Genomic DNA, 21078 nt, shown 5'->3' with positions numbered 1-21078 from the left:
ACGCCAAAATGGCAGTCCTCGTCGACAAACACACCAAGGTAATCTGTCAGGGCCTCACCGGCTCTCAGGGCACATTCCACTCCGAACAGGCCATCGCTTATGGCACCCAGATGGTCGGCGGCGTCACCCCCGGCAAGGGTGGCACGACGCATCTCGACCTGCCCGTGTTCAACTCGGTGCATGAGGCCAAGCATGTGACAGAGGCCAACGCGAGCGTCATCTACGTGCCGCCGCCCTTCGCCGCCGACAGTATCCTCGAGGCGATTGATGCCGAGATGGAGCTCATTGTCTGCATCACCGAAGGCATTCCGGTGCTCGACATGATGCGCGTCAAGCGGGCGCTGGAGGGCAGCAAATCGCGCCTCATCGGCCCGAACTGCCCCGGCATCATCACGCCCGAGGCCTGCAAGATCGGCATCATGCCCGGCCATATCCACCGGCGCGGCAGCGTCGGCGTGGTCAGCCGCTCGGGCACGCTCACCTATGAGGCGGTCAAGCAGACCTCGGATGTGGGCCTTGGCCAATCGACCTGCGTGGGCATCGGCGGCGACCCGATCAAGGGCACCGAACATATCGACGTGCTGGAATGGTTCCTGGCCGATGACGAAACGCAGTCGATCATCATGATCGGCGAAATCGGCGGCAGCGCGGAAGAAGAAGCGGCGCAGTTCCTGAAAGACGAGGCCAAACGCGGGCGCAAGAAACCTGTCGCAGGCTTTATCGCCGGGCGCACCGCCCCGCCGGGCCGCCGCATGGGCCACGCCGGCGCCATCGTCGCGGGCGGCAAGGGCGACGCCGAGAGCAAGATCGAGGCCATGAAATCCGCCGGCATCACCGTGGCAGAAAGCCCCGCTGGCCTCGGCGAAGCCGTGCTCAAGGCGATTGGCTAAAGGCCCGTTCGCGCGCGCCCCGGGCCTGACCCGGGGCCCCTGCGCGGCTGGGTGATCCCGGGTCAGGCCCGGGATGTGTTGCGAAAAGGACATCTGACATGACCGACCAATCCCCCAACGACCAGTTTCATGCCTCCTCCTTCATGCAGGGGCATAATGCCGAGTATCTCGAACAGCTTTATGCGCGCTATGCCAATGACCCGAACGCGGTCGACGCGGCGTGGAAAAGCTTTTTCGACGCGCTGGGCGATGGTGATGACGATGTAAAGGCCGAGGCCGCTGGCCCCTCTTGGGCGCGCGCCGATTGGCCCCCCATGCCGTCGGATGACCTGACCGCGGCGCTGACGGGGGAATGGCCCGCCGAGCCTGAATTGAAGGATGCGGGCAAGAAGATCGCCGCCAAGGCCGCTGAGAAGGGCGTGAGCCTGACCGACGAGGACGTGAAACGCGCCGTGCTCGATTCCGTGCGCGCGCTGATGCTCATTCGCGCCTACCGCATCCGGGGGCACTTGGCCGCCGACCTTGATCCGCTGGGTCTGCGCGAGACGCCGAACCGCCCGGAGCTCGATCCGAAATCCTATGGGTTCACCGAAATCGACATGGATCGCCCGATCTTTATCGACAACGTGCTGGGCCTGCAAATTGCCAGCCTGCGCGAGATCCTCGCCATCGTCAAACGCACCTATTGCGGCACCTTCGCGCTGCAATACATGCATATTTCCGACCCCGAGGAATCTGCCTGGCTGAAAGAGCGGATCGAGGGCTATGACAAGGAAATCACCTTTACCCGCAATGGGCGCAAGGCGATCCTGAACAAGCTGGTCGAGGCCGAAGGTTTTGAGAAATACCTGCATGTGAAATACATGGGCACCAAGCGCTTTGGTCTGGATGGCGGCGAGAGCCTCATCCCTGCGATGGAGCAGATCATCAAGCGCGGTGGCCAGTTGGGCGTGCAGGACATCGTGATCGGCATGCCGCACCGTGGTCGCCTGTCGGTGCTGGCCAATGTGATGGGCAAGCCTTACCGCGCGATTTTCAACGAGTTTCAGGGCGGCAGCTTCAAGCCCGAAGAGGTCGATGGATCGGGCGATGTGAAATACCATCTTGGCGCCTCGTCGGATCGCGAATTCGACGGCAACAAGGTGCACCTCAGCCTGACCGCCAATCCCAGCCACCTCGAGGCGGTCAACCCGGTGGTTCTGGGCAAGGTCCGCGCCAAGCAGGACCAGTTGAACGACACCGACCGCACCAAGGTGTTGCCGATCCTCTTGCATGGCGATGCGGCCTTTGCCGGTCAGGGCGTTGTGGCCGAGTGTTTCGGTCTGTCGGGCCTCAAGGGGCATCGCACCGGCGGCACCATTCATATCGTGGTGAACAACCAGATCGGCTTTACCACTGCACCGCATTTCAGCCGGTCATCGCCCTATCCGACTGACATTGCGCTGATGGTCGAGGCGCCGATTTTCCATGTTAACGGGGACGATCCCGAGGCCTGCGTCCATGCCGCCCGCGTCGCCACGGAATTCCGCCAGAAATTCCACAAGGACGTGGTGATCGACATGATCTGCTATCGCCGCTTCGGGCATAACGAAGGCGATGAGCCTATGTTCACCAACCCGGTGATGTATAAAAAGATCAAGCAGCAGAAAACCACACTCAGCCTCTATACCGAGCGGCTGGTCAAGGATGGCCTCATTCCCGAGGGGGAAATCGAGGACATGAAAACCGCGTTCCAAGCCTATCTCGCGGATGAGTTCGAGGCGGGCAAGGATTACCGCCCGAACAAGGCCGACTGGCTGGATGGCAAATGGGCCGATCTGAACGCCCATCGCGGCAAGTATGAGCGCGGCGAGACCGCGATCAAGCCCGAGACCCTGGCCGAAGTGGGCCGTGCGCTCAGCACCGCGCCCGAAGGTTTCCCGCTCCACAAGACGGTTGAGCGGTTGCTTGAATCCAAGGCGAAAATGCTTGAGACCGGCAGCGGCTTTGACTGGGCAACGGCCGAGGCGCTGGCCTTTGGCTCGCTTCTGACCGAGGGGTATCGCGTCCGTCTCTCGGGGCAGGATTGCACGCGCGGCACCTTCTCTCAGCGGCATTCCGGCCTGATCCATCAGGATAACGAAGATCGCTATTACCCGCTGAACCATATCCGCGAAGGGCAGGCACATTACGAGGTCATCGATTCGATGCTTTCGGAATACGCGGTTCTTGGCTTTGAATATGGCTATTCGCTGGCCGAACCCAACGCGCTTACCCTCTGGGAGGCGCAGTTTGGCGATTTCGCCAATGGCGCGCAGATCATGTTCGATCAGTTCATTTCGTCGGGGGAATCGAAATGGCTGCGCATGTCGGGTCTCGTCTGCCTTTTGCCGCATGGCTATGAAGGGCAGGGGCCGGAACATTCCTCGGCCCGTCTCGAGCGGTTCCTGACCATGTGTGGCGGGGATAACTGGATCGTGGCCAATTGCACCACACCGGCCAATTATTTCCACATCCTGCGCCGCCAGATGTATCGCACCTTCCGCAAGCCGCTCATCCTGATGACGCCGAAATCGCTCTTGCGGCACAAGCTGGCGGTGAGCAAGGCCGAAGAGTTCACCACCGGCTCTTCGTTCCACCGCGTCCTGTGGGACGATGCGCAATACGGCAATTCCGAAACCAAGCTGGTCGCGGATGACAAGATTCGCCGTGTCGTGATGTGCTCGGGCAAGGTCTATTACGACCTGCTCGAGGAGCGCGATGCGCGCGGGATCAACGATGTCTATCTTCTGCGGCTGGAGCAGTTCTATCCTTTCCCGGCCATGTCCATGGTCAAGGAGCTGGAACGCTTCAAAGGCGCGGAAATGGTCTGGTGCCAGGAAGAGCCCAAGAACCAGGGGGCATGGTCCTTTATCGAGCCCAATATCGAGTGGGTCCTGACCCGGATCAAGGCCAAGCATCTGCGGCCCACCTATGCCGGTCGTCCCGCCTCGGCGTCGCCCGCGACGGGCCTCGCCAAACAGCACAAAGCACAACAAGAAGCGCTGGTCGATGCCGCGCTGACCATCGAAGGGAACTAACCCATGACCACCGAAGTCCGCGTCCCCACCCTTGGCGAATCCGTGACCGAGGCGACTGTCGCCACATGGTTCAAGAAACCCGGCGATCCGGTCGCCGCCGATGAAATGCTGTGCGAGCTGGAAACCGACAAGGTGACGGTCGAGGTGCCCAGCCCCGCCGCAGGCACCATGGGCGAGATCGTGGCCCAAGAGGGCACGACCGTTGGGGTTGATGCGCTGCTTGCCACCATTTCCGCCGGTGAGGCCAAGGCTGCCCCGGCAAAGGCCGAGAAATCCGAAAAGCCCGCCAAGTCCGAGAGCGCCGACTCTGGGGCGAGCGTCGACGTAATGGTGCCGACCCTAGGCGAGAGCGTGACCGAGGCCACCGTGTCCACCTGGTTCAAGAAGGTGGGCGATCAGGTCGCCGCTGACGAGATGCTGTGCGAGCTGGAAACAGACAAGGTTTCGGTCGAGGTGCCGGCCCCCGCCGCAGGCACGCTGACCGAGATTCTTGCGGCCGAAGGCTCCACCGTTCAGGCCGGGGGCAAGCTTGCGATCCTGTCCTCGGGTGCCGGGGCATCTGCTCCCGCCGCAGCCCCCAAGGCCGAAGAGGCCGCAGCGCCCGCCGCTGCCGGTGGCAAGGATGTCGAGGATGCGCCCTCGGCCAAGAAAGCCATGGCCGAGGCCGGTCTCAGCCGTGATCAGGTGCAGGGTTCGGGCCGCGACGGCCGCGTGATGAAAGAGGATGTGGCCCGCGCTGCAGCCGCCGCCACACAGGCCCCCGCCGCTTCCGCTGCCCCCGCTCAGGCGCCACGCGCGCCCGCCCCGGCCGAGGATGTGGCCCGCGAAGAGCGGGTCAAAATGACGAGGCTGCGCCAGACCATCGCGCGTCGCCTCAAGGACAGCCAGAACACCGCCGCCATGCTCACCACCTATAACGAGGTGGACATGACCGAGGTCATGGCGCTGCGCAATCAATACAAGGACGAGTTCTACAAGAAGCACGGCGTGCGCCTTGGCTTCATGTCCTTCTTTACCAAGGCCTGCGTGCATGCCCTGAAAGAGGTGCCCGAGGTCAATGCCGAGATCGACGGCACCGACATCGTCTACAAGAACTTCGTGCATATGGGCATCGCGGCGGGCACGCCCACCGGCCTTGTCGTGCCGGTGATCCGCGATGTGGACTCCATGGGCTTTGCCGCGATTGAAAAGGCCATCGCTGAGAAGGGCGCGCGTGCCCGTGATGGCAAGCTCAGCATGGCGGAAATGCAGGGCGGCACCTTCACCATCTCGAATGGCGGCGTCTATGGCTCGCTCATGTCCTCGCCCATCCTGAACCCGCCGCAATCGGGTATTCTGGGGATGCACAAGATTCAGGACCGCCCGATGGCGATCAACGGTCAGGTGGTGATCCGCCCGATGATGTATCTGGCGCTCAGCTACGATCACCGGATCGTGGATGGCAAGGGGGCTGTGACCTTCCTCGTGCGGGTCAAGGAAGCGCTTGAGGATCCCCGCCGCTTGCTGATGGATCTGTAATCGGTGCGCAACAAGTGCGCACCCTACCCCCCGTAGGGTGTGCATTCATTGCGCACCTCATGGCATGAGGCTCCGAATGACCCACGAACTCACCGCCCTCACCCTCGCGGCGCTCTGGCAGGTCGTGCAATTCGTCCTCTATGCCATCCCCGCCAATCTCGAGCTTGGGCCGGGCTACACGATGTCCGCGCGCGATCACGAGCCGCCGCGGCCCCTCTCCCCGCAAACCGCCCGCCTTGGCCGGGCGCTTTCGAACCATTTCGAGGGGCTGATCCTCTTTACCATCGCGTGTCTGGTGATCACCCTCTCTGGCCAGTCCAGCCACTTTACCGCCTGGTGCGCCTATAGCTACGTTGCCGCCCGCATCCTCTATGTGCCTGCCTATTACGCCGGGCTTAGCCCCGCGCGTTCCTTCATCTGGGCGGTGGGTCTGCTTGCCACGCTTCTCATGCTTTTGGCGGCGCTCTTCTGATGTTTCATCTGGCTCAAAATACCTCGGGGGAGGCGCGCGCAGCGCGACGGGGGCAGCGCCCCCATTCTGCCCCGCCCGCACCGACGCAAGACCGATAGAATACCGACGCGGCCTCGCCGCGCAAAACGAAAGGATCTGACCCATGGCCTCTTACGACGTAATCATCATCGGTGCTGGCCCCGGCGGCTATGTCTGCGCCATCCGCTGCGCGCAACTGGGGCTGAAAACCGCCGTGGTCGAGGGCCGCGCCACTCTGGGCGGCACCTGTCTCAACGTGGGCTGCATCCCCTCCAAGGCGCTCTTGCACGCGAGCCACATGCTGCACGAGGCCGAGCATAATTTCGCGGCCATGGGCCTCAAGGGCAAATCCCCCTCGGTCGATTGGAAGCAGATGCTGGCCTACAAGGATGACGTGATCGGCCAGAACACCAAGGGCATCGAATTTTTGTTCAAAAAGAACAAGGTGGACTGGATCAAGGGCTGGGGCTCCATCCCCGAGGCGGGGCGCGTCAAGGTGGGTGAAGACATCCACGAGGCCAAGAAGATCGTCATTGCGTCCGGCTCTGTGCCTGCCTCTCTGCCCGGTGTCGAGGTCGATGAAAAGATCGTCGTCACCTCCACCGGCGCGCTGGAACTGGGCAAGATCCCGAAATCACTGGTGGTGATCGGCGCGGGTGTGATCGGGCTCGAAATGGGCTCGGTTTATGCCCGTCTGGGGGCTGAGGTGACGGTGATCGAATATCTCGACGCGATCACGCCCGGCATGGATGGCGAGGTGCAAAAAACCTTCCAAAGAACATTGAAGAAACAAGGGCTTAACTTCATCATGGGGGCCGCCGTGCAATCGGTCGAGACACTCAAGACCAAGGCCAAGGTGAATTACAAACTGCGCAAGGACGACAGCACGCATCAGCTGGATGCCGATACCGTTCTGCTCGCCACGGGGCGCAAGCCCTATACCGACGGGCTGGGGCTGGCCGAGTTGGGCGTCGAAATGACCAAGCGCGGCCAGATCGCCACGGATGACCATTGGCAGACTTCGGTCAAGGGCATCTACGCCATCGGCGACGCCATCGAAGGCCCGATGCTGGCCCACAAGGCCGAGGATGAAGGCATGGCCGTGGCCGAGGTGCTGGCGGGCAAGCATGGGCATGTGAATTACGGCGTCATTCCCGGCGTGATCTATACGCATCCCGAGGTTGCCAATGTCGGTGCGACCGAAGAAAGCCTGAAAGAACAAGGGCGTGCCTATAAGGTCGGCAAGTTTTCCTTTATGGGTAATGGCCGTGCCAAGGCGGTTTTTGCGGGCGACGGTTTCGTGAAGATCCTCGCCGACAAAGAGACTGACCGCATCCTCGGCGCGCATATCATCGGGCCTGCGGCGGGCGATCTCATCCACGAGATTTGCGTGGCGATGGAATTCGGGGCCTCTGCGCAGGATTTGGCCATGACCTGCCACGCGCACCCGACCTATTCCGAGGCCGTGCGCGAAGCGGCTTTGGCCTGCGGAGATGGGGCAATCCACGCGTGAGCGGGGCGGCGCGATGACGTCCCTCGTCTCGGTCGTCATCCCGGCGTTTCAGGCGGGCGGCAGCTTGCCCGCCGCTCTTGCCTCCATCGCGGCCTCTGGGCTGCCGTCAGAGCGTATAGAGGTAGTGATCGCCCCGGATGACGGGCAGGGCTATGACGATTTGCCCGATCTCGGTCTGCGCCTGATCCGCTGTGCCACGCATCACATGGCCACTGGCGCAGGCCCTGCGCGCAACCGGGCCATCGCGCGGGCAACCGCGCCGGTGATCGCCTTTCTCGATGCCGATGACACCTGGGAGCCGGGCTATCTGGCGGCACTTCTGCCCTTGGCCCGGTCGCATGGGGCGGCCTTTGGCCGAACCCGTATCCTGCTGGGCAAGGAGGCTCTGCTGCATGTGCCGGGCGGGGGCCAGACGGCCCTTGGCTTTGCCGATCTGGGGCGCACCGGGGCCAGTTTTCATCCGGTGGCGCGGTGCGGGTTGGTCGGGCCATTTCGCAATCGGCCCGCGCAGGACGTATTGCACGCGATGGAAATCCTGTCGCTTGTGGGGGGGCGCGCGCCTTTGGGTGCGACCAGCTACAACCTGCATCTCAACGCGCAGAGCGCCACGGCGCAAGCCGCCTTTGCCTGCCGGGTTGAACAGGCGTACCGCGAGCACATGCGCGCCATCGAGACCGGTCGCACCCGGATTGCGCCGCAGCATGGCCGCGCCGCACGCCATGCCTTCGAGGCCAAGTCACGGCTGAACCGGGCCTATGCGCAGGCGGGCAAGGCCGAGTTCTTTTACCAGTTCATGAAAACCCGGCTGGCCGTCTAGAGGTCGGGTGGCCCGACCGGAACGCCTTACTTGCGCGCGGGCTGTTCTGGATCAAATCCCGCCTCGCGCATCAACGCATTGGAGGCGCTTTCGACATCGTGCTCCAGTCGTGTCATAAAGCTGTCGCGGTCCAGACCCTGTTCAATCGCGGGCAGGAACTCGACCACTGCCAGCCCCGGCTTGCGGTAGATGCCGCGCTTGGGCCAGAACACACCCACATTGGTGGCCGCAGGCACGCAGGGCACGCCCATCTGTTCATAGAGCACGGCGGTCCCGATCTTGTAGGGCATCTGTGCGCCGGGGGCCACGCGCGTGCCTTGGGCGTAGATGATCAACTGGCCGGGGGTCTGCGCCCCGCGCGCCACATCCTCGACCATCTTCTTGATCGCGGCGCCCCGCTTGCCACGGTCAACCGGCACGCAGCCGATCCGCATGCCGTAAAGCCCGATCACCGGCGTCCAGAGAATTTCGCGCTTCATGATAAAGCGTCCTGTCGGCAATTCGCTGAAAATCAGCAGGATATCCAGAAAGGATTGATGTTTGGACGCAATCAGTACTTGGCCATCCGGTGGCGTGCCGCGTACTTCGGTGCGCAGGCCGACCATCCATGCTGCGGTCCAACGGACCCAGCGGCAATAGGCCTTGCAACCCGCCAGAGCACCCTTGCGGCTGACAATGGCGGCGGGCATGTAGATCAGCCCGACCACAGGCAGCATGACATACATCTGCGCCACAAAGAGCAGCGACCGAACCCACTGAACCGCGTATTTCATGGCATGTCCTTAAGCGTACGCTGCGCGGCGAGGCGGGTGGCGACAAAGGCCACTGCCGCCGCCAGCAGAGGAATGATCAGGGGCCAGATCCAGTGCCAGCCTTGAAATCCGAGGCCGGTTAGAAACCCGCCCTCGATTTGTGCGCTCGGCAAGAGCAGGATCGCACCGCAACCCAGAACCATGCCGACACAGGCCCCGCTGAGCGCGCGGAGCGTGAAGCGGCGCACGAAAGCGTGGGCGATATAGGTATCCTGCGCGCCCACAAGGCGCAGCACGCTGATCACCTGGGCATTGGCCGCAAGGGCCGCGTTGGCCGCCAGCGTGATCATCGCCCCGACTGCTGCCCCGATCAGGATCAGCGAGACCCACCCCAAGAGCCGCAACCGGCTGGCCGCGCGCACCAGAGGTTGCCGCCAGCGCGTGTGATCATCGAGCATGGCCCCCGGCACCTCGGCGCTCAGGCGCAGGCGCAGGCCGTCGGCGTCAAACCCGTCTGAGGTTTCGATCACCTCGATCAGGCGCGGGATCGGCAGATCCGAAATGGGCAGACCGGGGCCGAACCACGGGGCCAGGAGTGCTGCTTGTTCCTCATCCGTGAGGGCGCGGGCACGGTCCACCCCGGCGGTGGTTTCAAGGACGCGCAGCGCCGCCGCGGTTTGGGCCGCCATCTGGCCTTCGGGGGCGGATATCCGCACCGTTGCCGTGCGCGCAAGTTCGTTGCCCCAGCGATCCGCCAGCCGCCCGGTCGCCAGCGACAGGGCAAGGGCGAAAACCGCGAGAAAGGCCATGACGCCCGCGCTGAAGAGCGTGAGCGAGGCCGTAAAGCCAGTGGGTGGTACCACGCGGTCGGCCTGCCTGTCGGTCAGCAGTAGGGCCTTGACCTGTGCGAGGTCGATCTTCATAGATCCGCCCCCGCCAATTGCAGCTTGCGCGATGCAATCCGCAGGACGCGGGCCTGAACGTGGCTCTTGGCGGCGCGGATCAGGGCGAGGTCATGGGTTGCGATGAGGATGGTCTTGCCCATTCGGTTCAACTCGATCAGCAGGCGCAAGAGACGCTGCGACATCTCCCAATCGACGTTGCCGGTCGGTTCATCCGCCAGCACCACATCGGGCGACATGATCACCGCACGCGCAAGGGCCGCGCGCTGGCGCTCGCCCCCGGACAGTTCCGGCGGCAAGGCATTAGCGCGCTCCTTGAGGCCGACCCAGCCGGTCAATTCGCGCAGGTTGGCATCCTCGGCCAAGAGATCACGACCCGAGACAGCCAGTGGCAGGGCGATGTTTTCCGAAACGCTCAGGTGATCAAGAAACTGGCAGTCCTGATGCACAACGCCGATCCGTCGCCGAACCATGGCGATGTCGTCACGCTCCATCGTGCGCCGTTCCTGTCCGAACAGGCGCACCTGTCCCGCCGTGGGCACAAGAGCACCATAACATAGCTTGAGCAGCGTTGTTTTGCCCGATCCCGACGGCCCGGTCAGGAAATGAAACGAACCGGGACTGAGCGCCAGCGACACATCCGCCAGCAACTCGCCGCCGCCATAGCTATAGGCCACATTCTCCAGCTCGATCACCGCTGTCCCCTTGTCACTTACCGCCCCTAAATGCCCCAGAGGCCACACATGTGCAATGATCCTGCGCGTGATTCGCTTTGGCCTTTTCCGAAAGCAGCGAACCGCCTATGCTGATGGCTAACGAGAGGGGCCGGACAACGGCGGCAAGAAGCAGGTGGCAGAATGAGGCTGATTTGCCCGAATTGCGGTGCACAATACGAGGTGCCCGACGAAGTGATCCCGGTGAGCGGGCGCGATGTGCAATGCTCCAACTGTGGGGATACCTGGTTTCAGCATCATCCGTCGCATGCGCCCGCTGCGTCGGGCGACGATGATCTGGGCCCTCAGTTGCGCGACGAAGACCTGCCGCCCCCCGCGCCTGCGGCAGAAGGATCCGAGAACTCCGAGAACGGTGACGATCCTCTGCCCGATGATGTCTATGGCGAAGACGACGATTATGACGACGATATGCTCGAGGAGAACCTGTCAGAGCCAGAACCGGAGCCGGACCCGGCGTCTGCCCGCCCTGCGCGGCGCGGCATCGACCCCGGTGTCGCCGACATCCTGAGGCAGGAGGCCGAGCGTGAACGACAGGTCCGCGCCGCCCCCGGCGGAATCGAGATGCAGCCCGATCTGGGCCTTACAGAACCCGACCTCTCGGAGGACGAGCGCACAAGGCAGGCCCGCGCCCGGATGGAGCGTCTGCGCGGCACCTCTGGCCCGTCTGCACCGACTGCGCCCGAGATGACCGATGCACATGCTGGCATTGACCCCTCATCCCGGCGCAATCTCTTGCCCGATATAGAAGAGATCAATTCTTCGCTCACCTCGACTGGCGACCGCGCAGAACCGGCGCAGAGCCCGATTCCCGAGGATATCGAATTGCCTGTCGGGCGTGGCGGTTTTCGCAGCGGCTTTCGCCTTGCGATCATCACCTTCGGTCTCGCGGCCCTTGTCTATGCGCTGGCCCCGCGTCTGGCCGCGTCCATCCCCGCAGCCGAGGCACCGCTCACGCAATATGTGAATGCGGTCAACATGGCGCGGGTGTGGTTGGATCAACTGGTCGCGGGCTGGTTCTAGGCGGGTTTGCTGCTGGCTCGGGGCTGCGGCGCGCTGCCCCTTGGGTCTTGACCTCTGGCCATAGGCAGCGCATGTCGCGTGCATGCGCCCCAGAGGAGACCTGCCATGAGCCTCAATCGTTCGATCAAGATCGCCCCTTCCATTCTTTCTGCCGATTTCGCCAATTTCGGGGCGGAAATCCGCGCCATCGAGGCTCAGGGATGTGACTGGGTGCATGTCGATGTGATGGACGGGCATTTCGTGCCCAACCTCACCTTTGGTCCGCCGCTCTGCGCCGCCATCCGCCCACATATCAAGACGGTGATGGATGTGCATCTGATGATCTCGCCGGTTGATCCCTATATTGACGCCTTTGCGCAGGCCGGGGCCGACATCCTGACCGCGCATCTCGAAGCGGGGCCGCATATCCACCGCACCTTGCAGGCCATTCGTGGGGCAGGGTGCAAGGCGGGTCTCGCGCTCAATCCCGGCACGGGGATCGACGCGGTCGATCATCTGCTTGATATGGTGGATCTCATCTGTGTGATGACGGTCAACCCCGGTTTTGGCGGGCAGAAGTTCATCCATAGCCAGATCGACAAGGTCAAACGCCTGCGTGCGATGATCGGCGACCGGCCCATCCATATCGAGATTGACGGTGGCATCACCACCGAAACAGCACCTTTGATGGCGGCGGCGGGGGCCGATGTGCTGGTGGCGGGCTCTGCGGTCTTCAAGGGCGGCAGCGTCGATAACCCCGGCGTCTACGGCGAGAATATCCGCGCGATCCGTCGCGCGGCAGAGGCGGCGACCGGTGCCATGGCATGAGCCGCGCGGTCATTTTCGACCTCGATGGCACGCTTATCGACAGCGCGCCGGATATTCACGCCGCCGCCAACCGCCTGATGGCACAGCATGGGTTTGCCGCTTTCACGCCCGACGAAACCCGTAGTTTCATCGGCAGCGGCGTGCCGCATTTCATCACCTGCTGTCTGACGGCGCGCGGGCGGGCAGGGGATGGCGCGCTGCGCGCCCGTCTGATCGAAGAGTTCATCGCCGATTACGAAACCGCCGTGACCCTGACACAGGTTTATCCGGGGGTCATGGACGCGCTTGACGGCCTGGCGGGGGCCGATCTGGCGCTGGGTCTTTGCACCAACAAGCCCGAGGGGCCGGCCCATTCTGTCCTGTCACATCTGGGGCTGGACGGCTATTTCCCGGTGATCATCGGAGGGGACAGCCTGACCGTGCGCAAACCCGACCCGGCCCCGCTTCAGGCCACGGCGGCAGCGCTTGGCGCACGGGACGTGGTCTTTGTCGGCGACAGCGAGGTTGATGCCGAAACGGCGGCGCGGGCGGGGGTGCCCTTTGTTCTTTACACCGAGGGCTATCGCAAGGGGCCGGTCGAACGGATCGCCCATGACCGGGCGTTTTCGGATTTCGCGCACTTGCCGGGGCTGATCAGAGGCCTCTTGTCCTGAGGGTGATTGCGCGGGCATACTCAGCCCATGCGAACCCGTTTGACCGAGGTCCTTGGCCTGACCCATCCCATTCTCTGCGCGCCGATGGCCTTTGCCGCCGGGGGGCGTTTGGCGGCGGCTGTGACCCACGCTGGCGGACTGGGCCTGATCGGGGGCGGTTATGGCAATGCCGACTGGCTGGACGGGGCCTTTGCCGAGGCGGGGAATGCGCAGGTAGGATGCGGGTTCATCACATGGAAAATGGCCGAAAACCCTGCGGTTCTGGATCAGGTTCTGGCGCGCAAACCGGCGGCGCTGTGCCTCTCGTTCGGCGATCCCGCGCCATTCGCGCCCCGGATCGCGGCGGCGGGTGTGCCGCTCATCTGTCAGGTCCAAACCCTGCGAGACGCGCAGCGCGCAGCGGACTGTGGGGCGCGGATCATCGTGGCACAGGGGGCCGAGGCGGGGGGTCACGGCGAGCGGCGCGGCACGATCACGCTGGTTCCCGAGGTGGCCGACTGGCTGGCGCGGCAGGCCCCCGAGGTGCTGCTTTTGGCGGCGGGGGGCATTGCCGATGGGCGAGGATTGGCCGCGTCGCTCATGCTCGGGGCGGACGGCGCTCTGATGGGATCGCGCCTCTGGGCCTCTGCCGAGGCGCAGGTATCCCAGGCAATGACCGATGCCGCGATTGCCGCGACCGGGGATCAGACAATCCGCTCGACCGTGATGGATGCCGCGCGCGATCTGCGTTGGCCCGCACGCTACACGGCGCGCGTGCTGCGCAATGCGGTGACAGAGCGTTGGCATGACGATCCCGACGGTTTGCGCAAGGATTTGCCCGCGCGCGCTGACTGGGCTACGGGCTGGGCAGCGGGTGATCCTGACCGCGCAAATACCTTTGTCGGCGAGGCAACGGGGTTGATCCATGATCGCCCGCCAGTGGCCGACATCATCGCGCGGATCGTGGACGAGGCCGAAGCGCTGCTCGCGCGCGCGCCGGGCTGGGCCGGATGAGTGTAGCGGAGCGTCTGAAGGCCGAAATATCGGCGCGGCGCGACGATCTGATCGCGCTCACGCAGGATCTGATCCGCATTCCCACCCTCAATCCACCGGGCGAGAATTACCGCGAGATTTGCGACTATCTCGACCGTCGCCTGCGCGCGGCGGGGTTCGAGACCGAATTGATCCGCGCGATGGGCGCGCCGGGCGACAGCGACCGGCACCCGCGCTGGAACATCATCGCGCGGCGCGCGGGTGCGCGGCCCGGCGCTTGCGTGCATTTCAACAGCCATATCGACGTGGTCGAGGTGGGCCATGGCTGGAGCGTGGACCCCTTTGGCGGTGCGGTGATCGACGGCAAGATCTATGGCCGGGGCGCCTGTGACATGAAGGGCGGACTTGCGGCAAGCATCATCGCGGCAGAGGCGTTCATCGCCACCTGTCCCGATTATGCCGGGGCCATCGAGATCAGCGGTACGGCGGATGAGGAATCGGGCGGTTTTGGCGGCGTCGCCTATCTGGCTGAGCGGGGCTATTTCAGCCCCGGCCGGGTGGATCACGTCATCATCCCGGAACCCTTGGGAAAGGATCGCATTTGCCTTGGGCATCGTGGCGTCTGGTGGGCCGAAATCGAGACGCATGGCGAGATTGCGCATGGCTCCATGCCCTTTCTCGGGGATTGCGCCGTGCGCCACATGGGCGCCGTGATCGAACGGATGGAGGCGCAGCTCTTTCCGGCACTGGCGGCCCGGCGCACCGAGATGCCGGTGGTGCCCGAAGGCGCGCGGCACTCCACGCTCAACATCAACTCGATCCATGGCGGCGAGCCGGAGCAGGCCGCCGATTACACCGGCCTGCCCAGCCCTTGCGTGCCCGACCGCTGCCGCATGGTGATCGACCGGCGGTTCCTGATCGAGGAGGATATTGGCGCGGTCGAATCCGAAATCCGTGATCTGCTGGAAAACCTGCGCAGCGGAAGAGCGGGGTTTGACTATACATTGCGCGAATTGCACCGCGTCCTGCCCACGATGACCGACCGCGATGCGCCGGTGGTGGGGGCGGTGGCGCGGGCGGTGGATCAGGTGTTCGGCCATGCCGCCGATTACGTGGTCAGCCCCGGCACCTATGACCAGAAACATATCGACCGGATCGGGCGGCTGAAGAATTGCATCGCCTATGGCCCCGGTATTCTCGATCTGGCGCACAAGCCGGATGAATATGTGGGGATCGACGATATGGAACAATCCGCGCTTGTCATGGCGCTTGCGCTTGCGGAGTTGCTCGGGGCCTGAATTCACTGTTCTGCAAATACTCGAAACCCGCCCCTGCGTCGGGCGGCGGGATTTGAGTATTTACGGAGCGATGAAACCGCTCAGGTGCCGATGGCGATATTGTCGATCAGGCGCACCCCTGCCAGCCAAGCGGCCGCAAAGAGCCGGGCGGGGCGTATGGGGGTCGCGAGGGCTGACAGATCGTCCTGCGCGCGCAGATCGAGGTAATCGACCCCGGTAAAGCCCGCCCGTTCCAGCCGCGTCACTGCCTCGGCGTGCAACGCCTGGAAATCGCTACCCGCGCGCAGGCCTTCGGCGATCTGCTCCATCACCTCATGCAGCACGGGGGCCGTGGTGCGGGCGCGGTCCGACAAAAGCAGGTTGCGCGAGGACATGGCCAGACCGTCGATCTCGCGGATCGTCGGGCAGCCGTGCACGGTGATCGGAATATCCAGATCCGCCGCCATCCGGCGCACGACCATCAGCTGCTGATAGTCCTTTTCGCCAAAAAAGGCATCGGTGGCTGCTGTCTGGGTAAAAAGCTTGGTCACGACCGTGGACATGCCGTCGAAATGGCCGGGGCGATAGACGCCCTCCATCACATCCGTGAGGCCCGCGACAGAGACGGTCGTGGCAAAATGCTCGGGATACATCTGGTCGCCATCCGGCACCCAGAGGGCATCCACGTCGAAGCGCTCCAGCTTGCGTGCGTCCTCGGTTTCCGTGCGAGGATAGTTCTTGAGGTCTTCGGGGGTGTTGAACTGCTTGGGATTGACAAAGATGGTCACGATCACCCGGTCACAGGCTGCCTTGGCCGCCGCCACCAGCGACAGGTGCCCGTCATGCAGCGCGCCCATGGTGGGCACGACGCCAATCGTCTCGCCTGCCAAAATCCAGGGACGGGTGGCGGCACGCAGCGCGCTGAGGTCGCGCAGGATGGGCGCGCTCATCCGCGCGGGGGCCTTGTCGGCAAAGGTATGTTCGGGTGCGGGGAAGGTCCGCGCGCGCACCTCGGCGGCATAGGCGGCAATGGCCGCCTCTCCTTCTGCACCCAAGCTGGCATAGCGCTTGACGAATTTCGGTTTGAAGGCGGTGAAAAGCCCCAGCATGTCATCGACCACGAGGATTTGCCCGTCGCAGCCCACCGAGGCACCGATGCCGATAGTGGGAATGGGGATTTCGGCGGTGATCCGGTCGGCCAGCGAGGCCGTGACCTTTTCCAGCACGACCGAAAAGGCTCCCGCCGCACTGACCGCGCGGGCATCGGCCAGTAGCGTCTCGGCGGCATCGCCGCGCCCCTGCACCTTGTAGCCGCCCAGTGTGTTGATGGATTGTGGCGTGAGGCCGATATGCGCCATCACCGGCACACCGCGCGCCACGAGAAAGGCGATGGTGTCCGCCATGTGCCGCCCGCCTTCGAGCTTGACCGCCGCAGCACCTGTCTCGCGCATGATCCGCGCCGCGTTGCGAAAGGCCTGTTCGGGGCTTTCCTCATAGGAACCGAAGGGCATGTCGATCACCAGCATGGCATGGCTGAGGCCGCGCGCGACCGCCTGACCGTGCAGGATCATCATCTCCATCGTGACGCCGAGGGTCGAGGGCAGGCCGTGTACCACCATGCCCACGCTGTCGCCCACCAGCACGAAATCGCAGGCGGCATCCATCATCCACGCCATCGGCGTCGTATAGGCTGTCAGGCTGACGATGGGCGTGCCGCCTTTCATGGCGCGGATATCCTCCGGCAGGGGGGCGGTCTTGGTGGCGGTGGCGCTCATGGGCTGAAGTCCGGTCATTTCTGCATTGCGGCGCACGCTATCAATCCTCGCCAGAGAAATCCACACCTCTGTTTTCGCCTGCGATCTGGCGTGACGTCGCTTTCGTGCGGCGTTGCGTCGGATGGGCTGCGCGCGAAATGGCAGGATTGATAAACATCGGCCCAACTCATGTTACCCGAAGGGAGTCGCACGTCATGAAAACCCAGGTCAAAGCCCTCGTCGTTGGCGGTGGGGCCGTTGGCACCTCGATTGCCTATCATCTCGCCAAGGCCGGGTGGGAGGATGTGATGCTGCTGGAGCGGGACGAGTTGACCTCTGGCTCGACCTGGCACGCAGCGGGGCTTCTGCCGCTCTTCAACATGTCCTTTGCGACCACCCATATCCACAAGTATTCGGTCGAGTTCTACAAGACGCTCGAGGCCGAGACCGGGCTCAATGCGGGCTTTGCCGTGGTGGGCAACCTGCGCATGGCGCAGACAGATGAGCGCATGGACGAATTCATGCTCTACGCCTCGACCGCCGAGACCTGCGGCGTGCCCTATCAGTGGCTGACCCCGGACGAGATCAAGGAGCGGTGGCCGCTGATCAACACCTCTGATCTCAAGGGCGCGCTCTATCACAACACCGACGGCTATATTAACCCCGCCGATGTGACGCAGGCGATGGCCAAGGGCGCGCGTCAGCGCGGCGTGATGATCGAGCGCAAGTGGCAGGCGGATGCGTTCCACTGGACCGGCAGCGCCTGGGAAGTGACCTGCACCAAGATGGTGGAAAAGGGCGGCAATCTGGTCCCTTCGGACGAGCAGATCGTCATCACCGCCGAGCATGTCGTGACAGCCTCGGGCAACCATGCGCAAACCACCGCCAAGAAATTGGGCATCAAGATTCCGGCAATCCCCGTCGAGCATCAGTTCGTGGTCATGGATCAGGACCCGGCGCTGGTCGAATTCCGCAAGAATGGTGGCAAGGAGCATCCCGTGGTGCGCGACGCCGATGCGCAGAGCTATGTGCGTGAAGAGCGCGGCGGCTGGATTCTGGGTGTGTATGAAAAGAACGCCCCTGCCTGCTTTGAATATGGCGTGCCGGACAGCTTCCGTGCCGACCTCTTCCCGCTCGATCTGGAGCGGATCGAAGAACAATACATGGCGATGATCCACCGTATTCCTTCGTGCGAGGAAAGCGGACTCAAGGATGATTTCAACGGGCCGATCTGCTACACGCCCGATGGCAACCCGCTGGTCGGTCCCGCGCCGGGGCTGCGCAACATGTGGCTGGCCGAGGGCTTCAGCTTTGGCATCACCGCCGCCGGCGGCACCGGCTATTACCTCGCGCAGCTGATGGTGAATGGCGAGGCCGAGATCGACATGGCGAGCCTTGATCCCAAGCGCTATTCGTCGAACTGGATGACGACCGAGTTTGCCGCGCGCAAGAACGAAGAATGCTACGATCACGTCTATATCCTGCACCACCCGGATGAAGAGCGCCCCGCGTGCCGCCCGTTGCGCACCTCGCCCGCCTATGACCGGCAAAAGAAGCGCGGCGCGCAGTTCGGGTTCGTCAATGGCTGGGAACGCCCCAACTATTACGGGCCCCTCGACGCGCCGGAAAACTTCGACCATGACGCCCGCAGCTTCCGCCGGGGCGGCTGGTGGCAATATGCCGTCGAAGAGGCCAAGGCCATCCGCGAGAGTGTGGGCCTGATCGACGCGACCGCCTTTTCCAAGCACATGGTCAAGGGGCCGGGGGCGACCGCGTTCCTCGATTGGTTTACCTGCAACAAACTGCCGAAAGTGGGGCGTATCAACCTGACCTATGCGCTGACGGATCACGGCACGACGCGCACGGAATACACCATCGTGCGCCTCAAGGAGAACGAGTATTACCTCGTCTCTGCCGGGGCCTGGACGGAATACGATGCCGATTACCTGCGCAAATCGGCCGAGGATATGGCGGGCGAATTCGGCTATATCGAGATCCAGGACGTGACGACGCAATGGGGTGTCTTTGCCATCGCGGGGCCGAAATCGCGCGCGGTGCTCAACGAGGTCGTCAAGGATGCCGATCCGGCGACCGCGCTCAGCAACAAGCGGTTCCCCTGGCTGTCGGCGCAGCGGATCGAATTGGGCATGTGCCCGGTCAATGCCATCCGCGTGGCCTATACCGGCGAATTGGGTTGGGAATTGCATCATCCGATCGAGATGCAGAACTACCTTTTCGACCTGCTGGAAAAGGCTGGCGAGAAGTATGGGATGAAACTCGTCGGTGCGCGCGCGCAAAACTGGTTGCGGCAAGAGAAAAGCTATCGCGCCTTCGGCAACGAGCTTGGCCGCGATGCCACCCCGCTCGAGGCCGATTTGCCGCGCTTTGTCGATCTGGACAAGGAATTCCGTGGCAAGGCCCGGATGGTCGAAACCGGTGTGCGGGTGAAATGCTGCACGCTTCTGATCGACGGGCCCGCCGATGCCGATCCCTGGGGGCGTGAGGTGCTCTATACGCCCGAGGGTGAGCGCGTGGGGCGTCTGACCTCTGGTGGCTATTCGGTGGCCTTCGAGAAATCCATCGGCATGGGCTATGTCAAGCCTGAGCAGGCGGTTGAGGGCACCAAGCTCAAGGTCAAGATGCTCGATCAGCTCTGGGATGCGGTCGTGACCTGCGACAGCCCCTATGATCCCAAGAACGAGACCATCCGCAAGGACGGGTGAGTGTCTATAACTAACTGGTAGCTTACACCCACCCTACGGTAAATGCAGCGCGGGGTGGGTGAAAATCAAAGCTAGTTCTATGGGTATTAGTCTTTGAACTGTTCGGGTATGTCGTCTTCTATCGAAAGCGACTTTTCAACCAAGTTATGGCTATCCTGAGAAACAGGAATTATTTGTTCAAGTTGTGCAATTATTTTGCCAATGCCAAGAAAAAAGGCTGCTTCCGCAAACCAAGTTTGAGAAATTAACCCAAGCCCTGTACTCAATTTCAAAACTGACAAAACTACGGCGATCAAAGCAAATAAGTAGAACAGATACGGCAAGGGATGGCTCCTCATCTTTGTTGTTCAAATAACTCCTGCATGCAAATTACTATGAATATTTCAGGTTTCGAAAGCAAATTCAAATCCCACAGTGCCGTTTATCAAAGTTACTTGTAAGGTGCTTGTGCTACTTGTAGTGCTGGCGCAACCACCTGCGCCAATCCCCCTCAGACCCGGCAAAGACGTTGATATCGACGCCGCCCTCGACCCCCGGCACGATGCCCGTGCCGGTATATTGCCAAAAGGTCCAGCGTTTGCCGGGATAGACCTGGTCGGGCGTCTTGGCGACCGAGCGCAACCAGAATTCCACCCCCTCTATCTGTCCGATGCCGGTTTGCTCGTAGAATTCCGGGGTCGTGTAGATGATCGGGCGTTGGCCGTAATAGCGCTCGACGATATCAAGGAAAATCTGCGCTTGCCTGCGCACCTCTGCCCCCGGTGGGCGCACCGTGCAGGTGGGCGAAAACGGGTTCCACTCCATATCCAGCACGGGCGGCAACGCCTTGCCCCGGCGCGGCACGTTCTGGATGAACCATTGCGCCTGCACTTCGGGCGGGGTGCAGAAATAGTAGAAATGATAGGCCCCGCGCGGCACGCCATTGCGCGCGGCCAATTGCCAGTTGCGGTCGAATTGCGCGTCCTTGAGATCGCCGCCCTCGGTCGCCTTGATAAAGGCAAAGGCCACCCCAGAGAGCGCCGCGCGCCGCCAGTCGATTTCGTTCTGAAAGCGCGCCACGTCGATGCCATGAACCGGATAGCGTGACGGGCCGCGCGGGCCAAAATCGACCGGGGCATAGTCGCCAAACCGCTCGGTTGCCAGAGCGGGGCCGCAAAGGACGGCAAGGCAGAGGAAAAGAGCACGCAGCATCGGCAA

General features: G+C 63.1%; 18 protein-coding genes and 1 pseudogene. 12 read left to right on the top strand and 7 right to left on the bottom strand.

Annotated features, from left to right (window positions below; translation table 11 throughout):
* The first annotated feature begins 8 nt into the window (after positions 1 to 8).
* From sucD to ROSMUC_RS04230, 6 genes are all read left to right on the top strand, one after another.
* Complete coding sequence (gene sucD, locus ROSMUC_RS04255; protein WP_037270069.1) at positions 9 to 890, top strand: succinate--CoA ligase subunit alpha; 882 nt, start codon at positions 9 to 11, stop codon at positions 888 to 890.
* A gap of 98 nt (positions 891 to 988) precedes the next feature.
* The gene (locus tag ROSMUC_RS04250; RefSeq protein ID WP_037270067.1) at positions 989 to 3949 is read left to right on the top strand and encodes a 2-oxoglutarate dehydrogenase E1 component; all 2961 of its coding nucleotides are present in this window, start codon (positions 989 to 991) and stop codon (positions 3947 to 3949) included.
* A gap of 3 nt (positions 3950 to 3952) precedes the next feature.
* Positions 3953 to 5467, top strand: coding sequence for a 2-oxoglutarate dehydrogenase complex dihydrolipoyllysine-residue succinyltransferase (odhB, locus tag ROSMUC_RS04245; RefSeq protein ID WP_037270065.1), 1515 nt, complete (start codon positions 3953 to 3955; stop codon positions 5465 to 5467).
* A 76-nt stretch (positions 5468 to 5543) separates the two neighbouring features.
* Complete coding sequence (locus tag ROSMUC_RS04240; protein ID WP_037270064.1) at positions 5544 to 5939, top strand: MAPEG family protein; 396 nt, start codon at positions 5544 to 5546, stop codon at positions 5937 to 5939.
* A gap of 142 nt (positions 5940 to 6081) precedes the next feature.
* Positions 6082 to 7470, top strand: a complete 1389-nt coding sequence (lpdA, locus tag ROSMUC_RS04235) for a dihydrolipoyl dehydrogenase (protein ID WP_037270062.1) — start codon at positions 6082 to 6084, stop codon at positions 7468 to 7470.
* Between the two features lie 13 nt (positions 7471 to 7483).
* A complete protein-coding gene (locus tag ROSMUC_RS04230; protein ID WP_102105874.1) occupies positions 7484 to 8287 on the top strand; it encodes a glycosyltransferase family 2 protein in 804 nt (267 codons plus the stop codon).
* 26 nt (positions 8288 to 8313) lie between these two features.
* Here the strand turns inward: ROSMUC_RS04230 and ROSMUC_RS04225 are convergent, their stop codons facing one another.
* Genes ROSMUC_RS04225 through ROSMUC_RS04215 form a run of 3 tightly spaced genes read right to left on the bottom strand, consistent with a single transcriptional unit; the run spans position 8314 to position 10636 of the window.
* Positions 8314 to 9060, bottom strand: a complete 747-nt coding sequence (locus ROSMUC_RS04225; protein WP_037270057.1) for a lysophospholipid acyltransferase family protein — start codon at positions 9058 to 9060, stop codon at positions 8314 to 8316.
* Positions 9057 to 9962 (bottom strand): cell division protein FtsX, encoded by a 906-nt coding sequence (locus ROSMUC_RS04220; RefSeq protein ID WP_037270055.1) that lies wholly within the window; start codon positions 9960 to 9962, stop codon positions 9057 to 9059. Before ROSMUC_RS04220 ends, ROSMUC_RS04225 begins: the two co-directional genes overlap by 4 nt.
* Positions 9959 to 10636 (bottom strand): cell division ATP-binding protein FtsE, encoded by a 678-nt coding sequence (locus tag ROSMUC_RS04215; protein WP_037270053.1) that lies wholly within the window; start codon positions 10634 to 10636, stop codon positions 9959 to 9961. The genes ROSMUC_RS04220 and ROSMUC_RS04215 overlap by 4 nt, the downstream gene beginning before the upstream one ends.
* Positions 10637 to 10798: 162 nt before the next feature.
* Here ROSMUC_RS04215 and ROSMUC_RS04210 point away from each other — a divergent pair, with 162 nt between their 5' ends.
* From ROSMUC_RS04210 to ROSMUC_RS04190, 5 genes are all read left to right on the top strand, one after another.
* The gene (locus tag ROSMUC_RS04210; RefSeq protein WP_037270051.1) at positions 10799 to 11695 is read left to right on the top strand and encodes a zinc-ribbon domain-containing protein; all 897 of its coding nucleotides are present in this window, start codon (positions 10799 to 10801) and stop codon (positions 11693 to 11695) included.
* Between the two features lie 105 nt (positions 11696 to 11800).
* Entirely contained in the window at positions 11801 to 12502 is a 702-nt protein-coding gene (rpe, locus tag ROSMUC_RS04205; protein ID WP_037270049.1) for a ribulose-phosphate 3-epimerase, read from the top strand.
* A complete protein-coding gene (gene gph / locus ROSMUC_RS04200) occupies positions 12499 to 13155 on the top strand; it encodes a phosphoglycolate phosphatase (protein WP_037270047.1) in 657 nt (218 codons plus the stop codon). Before rpe ends, gph begins: the two co-directional genes overlap by 4 nt.
* 27 nt (positions 13156 to 13182) lie before the next feature.
* Positions 13183 to 14148, top strand: coding sequence for an NAD(P)H-dependent flavin oxidoreductase (locus ROSMUC_RS04195; RefSeq protein ID WP_037270045.1), 966 nt, complete (start codon positions 13183 to 13185; stop codon positions 14146 to 14148).
* The gene (locus tag ROSMUC_RS04190) at positions 14145 to 15425 is read left to right on the top strand and encodes an acetylornithine deacetylase/succinyl-diaminopimelate desuccinylase family protein (protein WP_037270043.1); all 1281 of its coding nucleotides are present in this window, start codon (positions 14145 to 14147) and stop codon (positions 15423 to 15425) included. Before ROSMUC_RS04195 ends, ROSMUC_RS04190 begins: the two co-directional genes overlap by 4 nt.
* 80 nt (positions 15426 to 15505) lie before the next feature.
* On the opposite strand, the gene panC is transcribed toward ROSMUC_RS04190, so the two are convergent.
* Positions 15506 to 16354, bottom strand: a complete 849-nt coding sequence (panC, locus tag ROSMUC_RS21170; protein ID WP_037270417.1) for a pantoate--beta-alanine ligase — start codon at positions 16352 to 16354, stop codon at positions 15506 to 15508.
* A 3-nt stretch (positions 16355 to 16357) separates the two neighbouring features.
* Positions 16358 to 17179: pseudogene (gene panB, locus ROSMUC_RS21165) on the bottom strand (3-methyl-2-oxobutanoate hydroxymethyltransferase); the annotation flags it as partial.
* A 194-nt stretch (positions 17180 to 17373) separates the two neighbouring features.
* On the opposite strand from panB, the gene ROSMUC_RS04180 reads away from it, so the two are divergent.
* Positions 17374 to 19881 carry a GcvT family protein gene (locus ROSMUC_RS04180; protein WP_037270041.1) on the top strand — a complete coding sequence of 836 codons (2508 nt, stop codon included), beginning with the start codon at positions 17374 to 17376 and terminating at the stop codon, positions 19879 to 19881.
* Between the two features lie 86 nt (positions 19882 to 19967).
* Here the strand turns inward: ROSMUC_RS04180 and ROSMUC_RS04175 are convergent, their stop codons facing one another.
* Together ROSMUC_RS04175 and ROSMUC_RS04170 are read right to left on the bottom strand one after the other, a co-directional pair.
* Positions 19968 to 20204 (bottom strand): hypothetical protein, encoded by a 237-nt coding sequence (locus ROSMUC_RS04175; RefSeq protein ID WP_146005667.1) that lies wholly within the window; start codon positions 20202 to 20204, stop codon positions 19968 to 19970.
* 127 nt (positions 20205 to 20331) lie between these two features.
* Positions 20332 to 21072 (bottom strand): glycoside hydrolase family 25 protein, encoded by a 741-nt coding sequence (locus ROSMUC_RS04170; protein WP_037270037.1) that lies wholly within the window; start codon positions 21070 to 21072, stop codon positions 20332 to 20334.
* Between the last annotated feature and the right edge of the window lie 6 nt (positions 21073 to 21078).

Source organism: Roseovarius mucosus DSM 17069 (assembly GCF_000768555.3).
Classification (GTDB): domain Bacteria; phylum Pseudomonadota; class Alphaproteobacteria; order Rhodobacterales; family Rhodobacteraceae; genus Roseovarius; species Roseovarius mucosus.
This window is presented reverse-complemented; position numbering and strand designations above follow the sequence as displayed.

Bases quoted from the DNA above. Each gene is read 5' to 3' on its own strand.
- sucD (WP_037270069.1), top strand. From the start codon at position 9: ATGGCAGTCCTCGTCGACAAACACACCAAGGTAATCTGTCAGGGCCTC.
- ROSMUC_RS04250 (WP_037270067.1), top strand. From the start codon at position 989: ATGACCGACCAATCCCCCAACGACCAGTTTCATGCCTCCTCCTTCATG.
- odhB (WP_037270065.1), top strand. From the start codon at position 3,953: ATGACCACCGAAGTCCGCGTCCCCACCCTTGGCGAATCCGTGACCGAG.
- ROSMUC_RS04240 (WP_037270064.1), top strand. From the start codon at position 5,544: ATGACCCACGAACTCACCGCCCTCACCCTCGCGGCGCTCTGGCAGGTC.
- lpdA (WP_037270062.1), top strand. From the start codon at position 6,082: ATGGCCTCTTACGACGTAATCATCATCGGTGCTGGCCCCGGCGGCTAT.
- ROSMUC_RS04230 (WP_102105874.1), top strand. From the start codon at position 7,484: ATGACGTCCCTCGTCTCGGTCGTCATCCCGGCGTTTCAGGCGGGCGGC.
- ROSMUC_RS04225 (WP_037270057.1), bottom strand. From the start codon at position 9,060: ATGAAATACGCGGTTCAGTGGGTTCGGTCGCTGCTCTTTGTGGCGCAG.
- ROSMUC_RS04220 (WP_037270055.1), bottom strand. From the start codon at position 9,962: ATGAAGATCGACCTCGCACAGGTCAAGGCCCTACTGCTGACCGACAGG.
- ROSMUC_RS04210 (WP_037270051.1), top strand. From the start codon at position 10,799: ATGAGGCTGATTTGCCCGAATTGCGGTGCACAATACGAGGTGCCCGAC.
- rpe (WP_037270049.1), top strand. From the start codon at position 11,801: ATGAGCCTCAATCGTTCGATCAAGATCGCCCCTTCCATTCTTTCTGCC.
- gph (WP_037270047.1), top strand. From the start codon at position 12,499: ATGAGCCGCGCGGTCATTTTCGACCTCGATGGCACGCTTATCGACAGC.
- ROSMUC_RS04195 (WP_037270045.1), top strand. From the start codon at position 13,183: ATGCGAACCCGTTTGACCGAGGTCCTTGGCCTGACCCATCCCATTCTC.
- ROSMUC_RS04190 (WP_037270043.1), top strand. From the start codon at position 14,145: ATGAGTGTAGCGGAGCGTCTGAAGGCCGAAATATCGGCGCGGCGCGAC.
- panC (WP_037270417.1), bottom strand. From the start codon at position 16,354: ATGAGCGCGCCCATCCTGCGCGACCTCAGCGCGCTGCGTGCCGCCACC.
- ROSMUC_RS04180 (WP_037270041.1), top strand. From the start codon at position 17,374: ATGAAAACCCAGGTCAAAGCCCTCGTCGTTGGCGGTGGGGCCGTTGGC.
- ROSMUC_RS04170 (WP_037270037.1), bottom strand. From the start codon at position 21,072: ATGCTGCGTGCTCTTTTCCTCTGCCTTGCCGTCCTTTGCGGCCCCGCT.